Annotated in this window: 12 protein-coding genes; 11 read left to right on the forward strand and 1 reads right to left on the reverse strand. The window is 72.9% G+C overall.

The window, feature by feature from the left end; all coding sequences use genetic code 11:
- The first annotated feature begins 151 nt into the window (after positions 1–151).
- The 10 genes from infC (at position 152) to NP777_RS16725 (ending at position 11,985) form a co-directional block, all read left to right on the forward strand.
- Complete coding sequence (gene infC, locus NP777_RS16680; protein ID WP_256651136.1) at positions 152–760, forward strand: translation initiation factor IF-3; 609 nt, start codon at positions 152–154, stop codon at positions 758–760.
- A 149-nt stretch (positions 761–909) separates the two neighbouring features.
- Positions 910–1,104, forward strand: a complete 195-nt coding sequence (rpmI, locus tag NP777_RS16685; protein ID WP_020867203.1) for a 50S ribosomal protein L35 — start codon at positions 910–912, stop codon at positions 1,102–1,104.
- A gap of 112 nt (positions 1,105–1,216) precedes the next feature.
- Positions 1,217–1,600 carry a 50S ribosomal protein L20 gene (gene rplT, locus NP777_RS16690; protein ID WP_009713826.1) on the forward strand — a complete coding sequence of 128 codons (384 nt, stop codon included), beginning with the start codon at positions 1,217–1,219 and terminating at the stop codon, positions 1,598–1,600.
- 547 nt (positions 1,601–2,147) lie between these two features.
- Positions 2,148–2,981, forward strand: coding sequence for a TrmH family RNA methyltransferase (locus tag NP777_RS16695; RefSeq protein ID WP_256650948.1), 834 nt, complete (start codon positions 2,148–2,150; stop codon positions 2,979–2,981).
- Between the two features lie 44 nt (positions 2,982–3,025).
- Positions 3,026–4,255, forward strand: coding sequence for a sensor histidine kinase (locus tag NP777_RS16700; protein ID WP_256650949.1), 1,230 nt, complete (start codon positions 3,026–3,028; stop codon positions 4,253–4,255).
- 222 nt (positions 4,256–4,477) lie between these two features.
- Entirely contained in the window at positions 4,478–5,599 is a 1,122-nt protein-coding gene (gene pheS, locus NP777_RS16705) for a phenylalanine--tRNA ligase subunit alpha (RefSeq protein ID WP_256650951.1), read from the forward strand.
- Positions 5,599–8,124, forward strand: a complete 2,526-nt coding sequence (gene pheT, locus NP777_RS16710) for a phenylalanine--tRNA ligase subunit beta (protein WP_256650952.1) — start codon at positions 5,599–5,601, stop codon at positions 8,122–8,124. Before pheS ends, pheT begins: the two co-directional genes overlap by 1 nt.
- A 665-nt stretch (positions 8,125–8,789) precedes the next feature.
- The gene (locus tag NP777_RS16715) at positions 8,790–9,950 is read left to right on the forward strand and encodes a PP2C family protein-serine/threonine phosphatase (RefSeq protein ID WP_256650953.1); all 1,161 of its coding nucleotides are present in this window, start codon (positions 8,790–8,792) and stop codon (positions 9,948–9,950) included.
- Positions 9,951–10,036: 86 nt separating this feature from the next.
- Positions 10,037–11,374, forward strand: a complete 1,338-nt coding sequence (locus NP777_RS16720; protein ID WP_086885177.1) for a transcriptional regulator — start codon at positions 10,037–10,039, stop codon at positions 11,372–11,374.
- 80 nt (positions 11,375–11,454) lie between these two features.
- A complete protein-coding gene (locus NP777_RS16725; RefSeq protein ID WP_044568677.1) occupies positions 11,455–11,985 on the forward strand; it encodes an NUDIX hydrolase in 531 nt (176 codons plus the stop codon).
- 22 nt (positions 11,986–12,007) lie between these two features.
- Here NP777_RS16725 and NP777_RS16730 read toward each other — a convergent pair whose 3' ends face one another.
- Positions 12,008–12,265: a hypothetical protein gene (locus tag NP777_RS16730; protein WP_256650954.1), complete on the reverse strand. Its 258-nt coding sequence runs from the start codon at positions 12,263–12,265 to the stop codon at positions 12,008–12,010.
- Between the two features lie 269 nt (positions 12,266–12,534).
- Here NP777_RS16730 and NP777_RS16735 point away from each other — a divergent pair, with 269 nt between their 5' ends.
- A complete protein-coding gene (locus NP777_RS16735; RefSeq protein ID WP_305889853.1) occupies positions 12,535–13,302 on the forward strand; it encodes an MgtC/SapB family protein in 768 nt (255 codons plus the stop codon).
- The last annotated feature ends 11 nt before the right edge of the window (positions 13,303–13,313 follow it).

The raw sequence follows: 13,313 nt of genomic DNA on the forward strand, positions 1-13,313 counted from the left end.
CGGTGATATCGCGGCGGTGCTCCCGGTCAATGAGGAGCCCCGCCTGTGTACCGTCCGGGGCGTTTTGTGCGCCACGGCGCGGTGGTCTCAACCGAAACAGACTTACGCGGCAGTCCGCCAGGCGGTCGCGTGGTGTAACCGAGGAGGATCCATCAGCGCCGAGCCCCGCATCAACGACCGGATTCGCGTCCCCGAGGTGCGACTCGTCGGTCCCAGTGGCGAGCAGGTCGGCATTGTGCCGCTTGCCAAGGCCCTGGAGCTTGCGCAGGAGTACGACCTCGACCTGGTCGAGGTGGCGGCGACCGCCCGTCCGCCGGTCTGCAAGCTCATGGACTACGGAAAGTTCAAATACGAGTCGGCCATGAAGGCCCGTGAGGCGCGCAAGAACCAGGCGCACACGGTCATCAAGGAGATGAAGCTCCGGCCGAAGATCGACCCGCACGACTACGACACCAAGAAGGGTCACGTCGTCCGGTTCCTCAAGCAGGGCGACAAGGTCAAGATCACGATCATGTTCCGTGGCCGTGAGCAGTCCCGGCCCGAGCTGGGCTATCGCCTGTTGCAGCGGCTCGCTGAGGACGTCCAGGAGCTGGGCTTCGTGGAGTCCAACCCCAAGCAGGACGGGCGCAACATGATCATGGTTCTCGGTCCGCACAAGAAGAAGACCGAGGCGATGGCCGAAGCCCGTGAGGCGCAGGCAGCCCGCAAGGCGGAGCGCCAGCAGACGGACAGCCCCGCTGAGGAGCCCGCCGAGGCGTGATGGGCGAGGCGTGAGCCTCGACCGCCCACCCGGAGCCGTATGGCCCCGGGGACCAACCGAAACACATGACGCTTCCGGACGCCCGGACCGCGGTCACCCCCGCGCCCGCGGTCGCCCGGACAGCGCCCTGACGAGGAGAGAACGGCGACATGCCGAAGAACAAGACGCACAGCGGTGCCAGCAAGCGATTCAAGCTCACCGGCTCCGGCAAGGTGGTGCGCCAGCGCGCCGGTCGCCGCCACCTTCTCGAGCACAAGCCGTCCACGCTGACGCGCCGCCTGGCCGGAAAGGTCGAGATGGCCCCTGCCGACGCCAAGAAGATCAAGAAGCTTCTCGGCAAGTGACGCCCCCGCCCCGCTCCGGCGGGGTGAGGCGAGCGCCAGACCGGGACCCACCGGGACCTATTCGTTTCCGGGCCGCGTGAGTCACCCGCGGCCCCGTACAAGGAGTTAACAAGTGGCACGCGTCAAGCGGGCAGTCAACGCCCACAAGAAGCGCCGGGCGATCCTCGAGCAGGCCAGCGGCTACCGGGGCCAGCGCTCCCGCCTGTACCGCAAGGCCAAGGAGCAGGTCACCCACTCTCTGGTCTACAACTACAACGACCGCAAGAAGCGCAAGGGCGACTTCCGCCAGCTGTGGATCCAGCGCATCAACGCCGCTGCCCGCGCCAATGGCATGACGTACAACCGCTTCATCCAGGGTCTGAAGGCCGCGAACATCGAGGTCGACCGCAAGATTCTGGCGGACCTCGCGGTCAACGACGCGAACGCGTTCGCGGCGCTGGTGGAGGCTGCGCAGAAGGCGCTGCCGAGCGATGTGAACGCGCCGAAGGCCGCGTAACCGCTGCGCTGAGCTTTGCCGAGTGGACCCGCAGGTGAACGCATCACCTGCGGGTCCGCGCACGTCGGTGCCCCCGGGGGTCTCGTTTCCGGGCGCGGCCCGGTGGCGCGAGCTGTGCCCCCTGGGGGTTCGTCGCCGGGTGCGGGCCGGTGGCCGGGTTGTGCCCACCCGTCCCTCCCCCCGCTACCGCTGGGAGGTGCCCCCTCCGCGGGACGATTGCCCACAACGGGGGGCGTTCCGCCCTGCGGGACGGACAACCCGCTGCCTCTCCGGGGGCCCGGGGCCTGTCCCCCGGTTTCGGGAAGGGGCGGGGTAGGGGAATCCGCTCCGCGAGATGATGCCCGCGGCCGGGTACGCCGCTGCCTTTCCCGGGGGGCCGGGGGCTTGCCTCCGGTTCGGGGAGGGGCGGGGTGGGGGATCCGCCCCCGGGACGATGCCCGCGGCCGGGCGCGGCGCTGCCCCACCGGGGCTCGCGGGGCGTCGCGACCGGGCCCGTTGCTGATCCCCGGCCCGCGCAACCAACACACCACACGAGAAAGCGCACCCCATGGCGATCCCCGAATTGACGTCCCTGCGATCGCCACGCGTCACCGCCGCCCGGCGGCTGGCCAAGCGCAGCTTCCGCGGCAAGGAGCGGCGGTTCATCGTCGAGGGGCCGCAGGCCGTACGGGAGGCCATCGCGCATCTCGTGGAGGTGTACGCCACCCCCGAGGCCGCCGAGCGCCATCGGCCGATCCTGGACGCCGCCCGCGCCGCGGGCATCCCCGTGTTCTCCGCGACCGACGACGTCGTCGCGGAGATGTCCGACACGGTCACCCCACAGGGCATCGTCGGGCTGTGCCGCTTCCTGGACTCGCCGTTCGAGGAGATCCTGGCCGCCCGGCCGAAGCTCGTCGCCGTGCTCGCCAATGTCCGCGACCCCGGCAACGCCGGCACCGTGCTGCGGTGCGCCGACGCCGCCGGGGCGGACGCGGTCGTGCTGACGGACGCCTCCGTGGACCCGTACAACCCCAAGGCCGTACGCGCCTCCGTCGGCTCGCTCTTCCATCTCCCCGTCGCCGTCGGCGTACCCGTCGAGCGCGCGGTGAGCGGGCTGCGGGAGGCCGGGGCGCGGGTGCTGGCCGCGGACGGGGCGGGGGAGCGGGACCTGGACTCCGAGCTGGACGACGGGCTGCTGGGCGCCCCCACCGCCTGGATCTTCGGCAATGAGGCATGGGGCCTGCCGGAGGCTACCCGCGCACTCGCGGACGAGGTGGTGCGCGTTCCGATTCACGGCAGGGCCGAGAGCCTCAACCTCGCCACGGCCGCCGCCGTGTGCCTCTATGCCTCCGCTCGTGCGCAGCGCGCTCCCGCAGGGTGCCGCTCCGTCACATCGACCTAGTAGGGTTGCCCCCTCTGGGAGGGGACCCGAGAGGGGGTGTGGGGATGGACGTCAGGACCTCCGGCGCCAGGGCGGCCGAAGCCCATGCGCCCGGAGCGGAGCCGCCCGGCGAGGAGCTGGGCGAACGGCACGACGACAGGCAGGACGAGGGGCCCGGCGGCGCGCCGGACGCCCTCGGGCCGCACCCCGACGATCTGCCCGACGGCCTGGTCGTGGCCGACGAGACCGGCCTGGTCACGTGCTTCAACGCGGCCGCGGCCCGGATCACCGCCACCGACCCCGCGGACGCGCTCGGCCGCCGTCTCGAGGTGGCCCTGCCGTTAGAGGACCTGGACGGCCGGCGCTGGTGGGCGCTGACCGATCCCTACGGAGGGCTGGCCATCCGGGCCGGTCAGCCCGAGCGGAACCTGCTGCTGCCGGGCGGCCGTGAGGTGCTGGTCTCGGCCCGCTATGTGCGCGAGCGGCCGACCGGGCCGGTGCGCCGGGTGGTGGTCTGTCTGCGCGGCACCGAGGCCCGCCGTCGCACCGAGCGCAGCCATGCCGAGCTGATCGCGACCGTCGCCCATGAGCTGCGCTCGCCGCTGACGTCCGTGAAGGGGTTCACGGCCACGCTGCTGGCCAAGTGGGAGCGGTTCACCGACGACCAGAAGCGGCTGATGCTGGAGACCGTCGACGCCGACGCCAACCGGGTCACCCGGCTGATCGCCGAGCTGCTGGACATCTCGCGGATCGACTCCGGCCGGCTGGAGGTGCGCCGCCAGCCGGTGGACCTCGCCGCCGCGGTCCGCCGCCATGTGCAGGCGCTCACCGCGGCCGGGCACACCGCCGAGCGGTTCCTGATCAGGGTGCGGGGCCCGCTGCCCAGGCTGTGGGCCGATCCGGACAAGATCGATCAGGTGCTGGGCAACCTGCTGGAAAACGCGGTGCGCCACGGCGAGGGAACCGTCACCATTGACATAGCGCCCGCACCGGCCAAACCGGTCGCGGAAGGCCCTGAAGAAGGCCCCAGGGAGGGCCTCGCTGAAGGCCCCACTGTCGAAAGGACCGCCGTCACCGTGAGCGACGAGGGCCCCGGTATCCCGGAGGAGTCGATGAGCCGCGTCTTCACCCGCTTCTGGCGGGGCAGCAAGCGCGGCGGCACCGGCCTGGGCCTCTACATCGTCAAGGGCATCGTCGAGGCCCACGGCGGCACGATCACCGTCGACCGGGCCCGCGGCGGCGGCGCGGAGTTTCGATTTATCCTGCCCGTGGGCACCCCGGCCTATCTGGCCTGATCCACCCGCGGGCTTCTCCAGCACGGGGCGGACCCCGAGCGCGGCGGCCGTCGCGCGGCGTCCCCCGGAACAGCACCCCTCCCGCGCCCCTTAGACTCGGGCTTTGGCACCTTTGGCGTCCCCTGCACGGGGCGCAGCGGTCGCAGCCAGTCGAGCCGGGGTCGCGCAGCCGGGGGGCACCTCCCAGCGGTAGCTGGGGGACAATCGGAAGCACGGGAAGAGATGTCGGCACCCAATAAGTCGTACGACCCTGTCGAGGTCGAGGCACTGAAACCGGAAGAGATCGCCCGCAGGCGGGACGAGGCGCTCGCCGCCATCGCCGCCGCCGGGGACCTCGAGGCGCTGCGCGAGGTGAAGGTCGCCCACACCGGCGACCGCTCGCCGCTGGCGCTCGCCAACCGCGAGATCGGCGCCCTGCCGCCGCACGCCAAGGCGGACGCGGGCAAGCGCGTCGGCCAGGCCCGCGGCCAGGTCAACCAGGCGCTGAAGGCCCGGCAGGAGGAGCTGGAGGCGGAGCGTGACGCCCGGGTGCTGGTCGAGGAGGCGGTGGATGTCACCCTGCCGTACGACCGCACCCCGGCCGGCGCCCGCCACCCGATCACCACGCTCTCCGAGCGCATCGAGGACGTCTTCGTGGCGATGGGCTACGAGGTCGCCGAGGGCCCCGAGGTCGAGGCCGAGTGGTTCAACTTCGACGCGCTCAACTTCCCGCCCGACCACCCCGCCCGCGAGATGCAGGACACGTTCTTCGTCCAGGGCGCGGAGGAGGGCGAGACCTCCGGTGTGGTGCTGCGCACCCACACCTCGCCGGTGCAGATCCGGTCGATGATCGACCGGAAGCCGCCCATCTATGTGATCTGTCCGGGCCGCACCTTCCGCACCGATGAGCTGGACGCCACCCACACCCCCGTCTTCCACCAGGTCGAGCTGCTGGCCATCGACGAGGGCCTGACCATGGCCGACCTCAAGGGCACGCTCGACCACATGGTGCGGGCGCTGTTCGGCGAGGGCATGTCCACCCGGCTGCGGCCGAACTTCTTCCCGTTCACCGAGCCGTCCGCCGAGATGGACATGCTGTGCTACGTGTGCCGCGGCGAGTCCGTCGGCAACCCGGACCGGCCCTGCCGCACCTGCTCCAGCGAGGGCTGGATCGAGCTGGGCGGCTGCGGGATGGTCAACCCGCGGGTGCTCATCGCCTGCGGGCTCGACCCGGAGAAGTACAGCGGCTTCGCCTTCGGCTTCGGCATCGAGCGGATGCTGATGTTCCGGCACAACGTGGAAGACATGCGAGACATGGTCGAGGGTGATGTGCGCTTCACCCGGCCCTTCGGGATGGAGATCTGATGCGGGTCCCGCTTTCTTGGCTGCGGGAGTACGTCGACCTGCCCGCCGGTGAGACCGGCCGTGACGTACAGGCCAAACTCGTCGCCGCCGGGCTCGAGGTCGAGACGGTCGAGCAGCTCGGCGCCGGGCTCAAGGGCCCGCTGGTGGTCGGCCGGGTGCTGGCCATCGAGGAGCTGGAGGGGTTCAAGAAGCCCATCCGCTACTGCCAGGTGGACGTCGGCGATGCCAACGGCACCGGTGAGCCGCAGAACATCGTCTGCGGCGCCCGGAACTTCCGCGAGGGCGACAAGGTCGTCGTCGTGCTCCCCGGCGCCGAGCTGCCCGGTGGATTCGCGATCTCCGCGCGCAAGACGTACGGCAAGACCTCCGAGGGCATGATCTGCTCCGCGAGCGAGCTGGGCATGTCCGACGACCACGACGGCATCATCGTGCTGCCGCCGGAGTACGAGCCGGGCACCGACGCCATCGAGCTGCTGCAACTGGTCGACGAGGTCCTGGACATCGCCGTCACCCCGGACCGGGGCTACTGCCTGTCGATGCGCGGCGTCGCCCGCGAGACCGCGACCGCCTACCAGCTGCCGCTGAGCGACCCGGCCCTCCTCGACGTGCCCGCGCCCAACGGCCACGGCTACCCGGTCAAGGTCGCCGACCCGGTCGGCTGCGACCGCTTCACCGCGCGCACCGTCACCGGGCTCGACCCCGAGGCGCACTCCCCGATCTGGCTCCGGCGCCGGCTCCAGAAGGCCGGGATGCGCCCGGTCTCGCTCGCCGTCGACGTCACCAACTACGTGATGCTCGAACTGGGCCAGCCGCTGCACGCCTACGACCGCTCCCGGATCACCGGGGCGATCGGGGTGCGCCGCGCGCAGCCCGGCGAGAAGCTCACCACCCTCGACGGCACCCAGCGCGTCCTGGACGCCGAGGACCTCGTCATCACCGACGAGAGCGGGCCCATCGGCCTCGCCGGTGTCATGGGCGGCGCCAACACCGAGATCGCGGACACCGCCGCCGACCCCGAGTCCGGCCAGGTGGCGGGCACCACCGAGGTGGTCGTCGAGGCGGCGCACTTCGCCCCCGTCTCGGTGGCCCGTACCGCCCGCCGCCACAAGCTGTCCTCCGAGGCGTCCAAGCGGTTCGAGCGCGGTGTCGACCCGGAGGCCACCTCGGCGGCGGCGCAGCGCACCGTCGATCTGCTGGTGCTGCTCGCGGGCGGCACCGCCGAGGTGGGCGTCACCGAGATCATCGCGCCCAGCGCCCCGCACACCATCACGCTGCCCGCCGACCACCCGGACAAGGTCGCGGGGGTGGCCTACGGCCGCGAGACCGTGGTGCGCCGGCTGCAGCAGATCGGCTGTGATGTCTACGGCGCCGACGACCTCACCGTCACCGTGCCCAGCTGGCGGCCCGACCTCACCGACCCCAACGACCTGGCCGAGGAGGTCATCCGGCTCGAGGGGTACGAGAACCTCCCCTCGACCCTGCCCCGGCCCCCCGCCGGGCGTGGGCTGACCGAGCGTCAGCGGCTGCACCGCCGGGTCGGCCGGGCGCTGGCCGGGGCCGGATACGTCGAGGCGCTGAACTACCCGTTCCTCGGCGACGAGGTCCTCGACCAGTTCGGGCTGGCCGCCGACGATCCGCGGCGCGATCTGGTCCGGCTGGTCAACCCGCTGTCGGACACCGAGCCCGCGCTCCGTACGACGCTGCTGCCCGGACTGCTCGGCGCGCTGCGCCGCAACGTCGGCCGCGGCGAGCACGACCTCGCGCTCTTCGAGACGGGTCTGGTCTTCCGCGCCACCGGTGACGAGCCGCCCGCGGCCATCCTGCCCGTCGACCGCCGTCCCACCGACGAGCAGATCGCCGGGCTCGACGCGGCGCTGCCGCACCAGCCGCGCCGCGCCGCCGTCGTCCTCGCGGGCGACCGCGAGCAGGCCGGCTGGTGGGGCGAGGGCACCCCGGTGAGCTGGGCCGACGCCATCGAGGCGGGCCGGGTCGTGGCCCGCGAGGCGGGCGCCGAGCTGATCGTCCGCCAGGACCAGCAGGACCCGTGGCACCCGGGCCGCTGCGCCGCGCTGCTGGCCGTCGTCGACGGCGAGGAGATCCTCGTCGGCAACGCCGGTGAACTCCACCCCCGGGTCACCAAGGCCCTGGGGCTGCCCGAGCGCACCTGCGCGATGGAGATCGAGCTCGACCGTCTTGAGCAGGCCGGCGCCGGCCGCGTGGAGGCGCCCCATGTCTCCACCTTCCCGGTGGCCACCCAGGACGTCGCGCTGGTCGTGGACGGGTCCGTGCCCGCGGCCGAGGTCGAGACGGCGCTGCGGGAGGGCGCGGGGGAACTGCTCGAATCCCTCCGCCTGTTCGACGTCTTCACCGGAGACCAGCTCGGCGCGGGCAGGAAGTCGCTGGCCTACGCGCTGCGCTTCCGCGCCCCGGACCGCACGCTGACCGCCGAGGAGATCGCCGCGTCCCGCGACGCCGCGGTGTCGGCGGCCGCCGCCCGCACGGGCGCCACCCTGCGCGGAGCCTGACGGCACCCGCCCCGCGCCACCACGGAGGGGCGCGCCCGCACACAACGGGTGCGCCCCTCCGCCGTACCCCGGCCCCGGGACGGCGGACGCACGCGCCACGCCGCGCCGCGGGCGGGGTGCTTTCCTCTCCCCGCCCCTTCTCGTAACCAGGGGCTCCGCCCCTGGACCCCGGAGCCCCTGGTGTGTGGCGGGGCCCCGCTGTGCGGCGGAGCCCGGTTCGGGGTCTGGGGCGGGGCCCCCACGTGGCGGAGCCGCATATCGATGCCGACGGGAAGGGGCGGGGAGGGGAACAGCCCGCCGCAGGCGTCACGGTCCGTCGGTCCCTGGCGGGCGCCGTCGGCCTTCCGGGCGGGCTTGGGGGCCACGGCCCCGCCGTAGCCCCCAACCCCCGTCCCCCGGTCAACGGCAAACAGCCGACATCCGTCCGCGGCACGGCGGGGTGTTCGGGCGGGCGCGCGGGGGACGGTCACCCGATCAGGTGAGATGCGGAGGCGACTGGTCCAATTGGCAGAAGCTGTCGCAAGAATCGTGCCGGTCGCACGGCCCACGCGGGACCGACCGTCCGTGGCCCGGCCGACCGCCTCATTGGCCGGCGTTGGGGGCGACACATGATCGGGACAGCGGCAGTCGGCGGCGCGTTCGTACGGAGGGCACGGAGCCTGCGGGTGACCGCCCGCGCCGTCCCCTGTCTGTGGGTGCTCGGCGTCATCTGCTGGGAGCTGCTGACCCCGCACCACACCGAGGTCGTCCCGCTCATCGCCGCGGCGCCCGCCATCGCCTGCGCGAGCGGCGGCCGCCGCGTATGTGTTCTGCTGCTCGGCGGCGCCAGCCTGCTGTTCGCCCTCGCCCCTCCGACCGCGCTGGAGCCCGACGGCGAGGTGGAGGAGCCGCACGCACCACTGGTCACCTGCTGCGCCATCCTCGGTGTGGTCGTCGGCGGCTATCTCGCGGCGGGCCGCAAGATGCGGCTGGTCCGCGAGCTGGAGGAGCTCCGGGCGGTGGCCGCCGCGGCGCAGGACGTGGTGCTGCGGCCGCTCCCGGCCCGGCTGGACGGCATCGAGCTGGCGGGCGGCCATCTGTCGGCCAGCCGGGGCGCCGCCGTCGGCGGCGATCTCTACGAGGCGCTGGCCACCCCGTACGGCGTCCGCGTCATCATCGGCGATGTGCGCGGGCACGGCCTCGCCGCGATCGGCACCGTGGCCGCCGTCCTCGGCAGCTTCCGCGAGGCCGCCCATGAGGAACCCCGGCTCGGCGGCGTGCTGCGCCGGCTCGACCGTGCCCTGGAGCGCCATCTGCGGGCCCGCGCCGACGGGGAGTGCCCGCTGGACAGCCATGTGGACGAGGAGTTCGTGACCGTCCTGCTGCTGGATGTGGGCCGGGACGGTGAGGTCACCGCGCTCAACTGCGGCCACCCGTGGCCGTACCGCCTCCGCGAACAGCCCGTGGGCCCGGCCCTGGCCCGGCAGACCGCGCCCGGCGAGGTGCTGCCCCCGCTGGGCCTCTTCCCGCTCCCCGCCGAACTCCCCACCGCCCGCTGGGGCTCCCTGGCGACCGGCGACACCCTGGTGCTGCACACTGACGGCGCCGAGGACGCCCGCGACGCCCAGGGCACGTTCTTCCCGCTGCGCCGCGCCCTGTCCGAGGCCGCGGGCGCCGGACCGCTCGTCCCCGCGGCGGTCGTGGCGGGGGTGCGTTCGGCGCTGCTGCACCACACCGGCGGTCGGCTCTCCGACGACGTGGCGCTGCTCGCCCTGCGCTACGACCACTGCCCGCTCTCCAGCCCCACCGCTCTCACCCGCCCCGCCGCCGACGCCCACCGGGCCTAGGGCCGCCTGGTACGGCCATCCGGTTCACACCCCGTGCGAATCGTCCTCCATTACGCTGGCGCCACCGAGCGCTTCGGGAGGGCGAGATGGAGCCCAACACACTGCTCGACTCCGTGCTCGACGAGGCCGGAGTCTCCCACGCGGGGCTGGCCGCGCACGTCAACGAGGCGGGCCGGGCCCGGGGGATGAAGCTGCGGTACGAACACACCGCGGTGGCCCGGTGGCTGAAGGGCCAGCGGCCGCGCGGCCAGGTGCCCGACCTCATCTGCGAGGTGCTGGGCGAGCGGCTGCACCGCGCCCTCACCCTGGACGACATCGGCCTCGGCACCCCCGGCAGCGCCCGCGGCCCCGCCACCTCGCTCTCCGGATTCGTCGAGCGCGCCACCGCGCTGTGGCGCTCCGACGAACAGCAGCGCCCGCATGTCGTCGAGGCCCCGGCGGTCACCGGCACCCCCGCCGTCATCCCGGTGTGGGAGTGGGAGAACCCTCCCGAGGACTCCGATGTCTCCCGGCGCGGGCTGACCCGCGTCAGCATGACCGACATCGAGACGCTGCGCGCCGCCCGCGCCCACTACGAGCAGATGTACCGCAAGGCCGGCGGTGTCGCGACCCGGACCCGGGTGGTGGGGTTCCTCAACTCCGAGGCGGCGCCGCTGCTGCGCGGCGCGTACGCCGACGACACCGGCCGCCAGCTGCACCGGGCGACCGGCGGCCTGGTGGCCATCGCCGGGATCTGCGCGTACGACTCCAACACCCACGGCCTGGCCCAGCGCTACTTCCACCAGGCGCTGCGGCTCGCCAAGGCCAGCGGCGACCGGGGCCTGGGCGCGTATGTGATAGCGCTGCTGGTCAACCAGTCCCTCTTCATGAAGGAGTACCGGCAGGCGGTCGCCTTCGCCGAGTCGGCGCTGCGCGCCGCGGGTTCCCAGATCACCCCCGCGCTCGCCGCCGACCTCTACGCCATGCAGGCCAAGGCGTACGCCCGGCTCGGCGACGGCGCCGGGGCGCTGTCCTGCATCCGGCGCGCCGAGACCGCCGCCGACCGGATCAGACCGGGCCAGGAGCCCGACGAGACCGGCTATGTCCAGCCGGGTCTGGTGAACGTCCAGGTGGCCGAGGCGCTGCTGAGCCTCGGCGATCTCGGCGGCGCCCGCGAGCACGCCACCGCCGCGGTCGGCACCCCCGCCCATGACCGGGGCCGGGTGCACCGGCTCGCCATGCTCACCCATATCGAGCTGCGCCAGGGCGAGGCGGACCGGGCGGGCGCCACCGCGGTGGAGATGACCGAGCGGGCCCGGGGCATGGAGTCCCAGCGGTTACGCGACCGGCTCCGGGCGGTACGGGAACACCTCGCGGCCAGCGGAAGCGCCGCGACGGCCGAGGCCGCCGAACTCATCGACGGGGCACTGCGCGTTCCTCTGTGACCGCGGTTCCGCTCGCGGGTCCGCACTCTCGTCAGCGGGTGGCCCAGGATGGCCTCCCGTGCGACGAAAGGTGGCTGACAGTGCGCTGGAAGAATCTCAGGGAGCGGACCGTGTACGAGAACCGATGGTTCCGGGTCAACCTCGCCGATGTCCGGCTCCCCGACGGACGTCAACTCGATCACTATCTGATCCGGCTGCGTCCGGTGGCCGTGGCCACCGCGGTGAACGCGGCCAACGAGGTGCTGCTGCTGTGGCGGCACCGGTTCATCACCGACGCCTGGGGCTGGGAGCTGGCCGCGGGCGTCGTCGAGGACGGCGAGGACATCGCCGACGCCGCGGCCCGGGAGATGGAGGAGGAGACCGGCTGGCGGCCCGGCCCGCTGCGCCATCTGCTCTCCGTCGAGCCGTCCAACGGGCTCACCGACGCACGGCACCACATCTACTGGGCCGAGGAGGCGTCGTACGTCGGTCACCCGGAGGACGACTTCGAGTCGGACCGCCGCGAGTGGGTGCCGCTGAAGCTGGTGCCCGACCTGGTGGCGCGGGGCGAGGTGCCCGCGGCCAATATGGCGGCCGCGCTGCTGCTGCTCCACCACATCAGGCTCGGATAGGCCGGGCCGCCGGGCGTCCTGGCTAGTGTCCCGCCGCCTGCCATACCGTGACGGCCAGGGCGGATACCCCGGTCAGGGCGGCGATGGAGGGCAGCGGCCAGCGTCCGTGCTCCAGAATCCGCAGCCGACCGCCCAGTTGGTTCACGTCCTCCTCAGCCTGCTCTCCGCGGTGGTCGAGCAGGGCGAGCCGGCCGTCGACGCGGGTGAAGCCCACTTCGACGGTCCGGCGCAGTTCCGCGAGCTCCACGGCTAACGCGGTTTGCTCGGGCTCGGTGGTCACAGGTTGATCCCCTTCCGGATGTAACGTCCATGCAGTGGTGACGCTCCGAGTCAAGCGCATGCCCAGGTGGTGCGGGAGCGTGTGTGGGGATGGTGTGTGAGTCACCGGCGCACACCCCGTGCGAAAGGCGGTACTCAGCGGGTACTCAACGGGTACTCATGGGGGACCGCGGTCGAGGGAAGGGACCGTGAGGGGCGGGCGGACCGGATGGAGCGGATCCATCCACAGGCCGGACAGAAGGGACGGATGTGCAACTGATCGCCGCTCCGATGTGGGAATTCGGTGCCGACCAGGGAGTGCGGCAGTTCGCCGAGCTCGGCGTAGCGCTGGTGCTGTCCACCCTGATCGGGCTCGAGAGGGCGGTGCAGCAGAAGAGCGCCGGGCTGCGCACCCACACCCTGGTGGGGGTGGGCAGCGCGCTGTTCATGCAGGTCTCCCAGTACGGCTTCGCCGATGTGCTGCTCCGCGACCACGTCAGCCTCGACCCCTCGCGGGTGGCGGCGCAGATCGTCTCCGGTATCGGCTTCATCGGCGGCGGCCTGATCTTCGTCCGGCGGGACGCCGTCCGCGGTCTGACCACCGCCGCGACCGTCTGGCTGACCTGTGCGGTGGGCATGGCCTGCGGCGGTGGTCTGGCCCTGCTGGCCACCGCCGCCACCGCGGTGCACTTCCTGGTGATCCGGGGCTATCCGGTGCTCACCCGGCGGCTGCCGACCGTCTGGTCCGCCGAGCGGGTGGAGTTGCAGCTCTCGTACCGGGTGGGCGCCGGGCTGCTGCCGCGGGTGCTGGAGCTGTGCACGGCCGCCGGGTACAAGGTGCTGCGGGTCCGGGTGGACCGGGCGCCGTGGAAGGGCCGGGACCGCACCGCCCGGATCGTCCGGGCCGAGGAGGAGGCCCGGCCCTCCGATACGGGCGTCGCCGAGGTGGTGCTCGCCCTCGAGGGCACCGGGGACGTCCTCCGGCTGGTCGGGGAGATCTCCGAGCTGGACGGCGTCCTCGGCGCCGACGCCGGCCACGACCTCGACGCCTCCGACTGACGATCCGGCGG

It is taken from the genome of Streptomyces rugosispiralis (assembly GCF_024505145.1).
Lineage (GTDB): Bacteria > Actinomycetota > Actinomycetes > Streptomycetales > Streptomycetaceae > Streptomyces > Streptomyces rugosispiralis.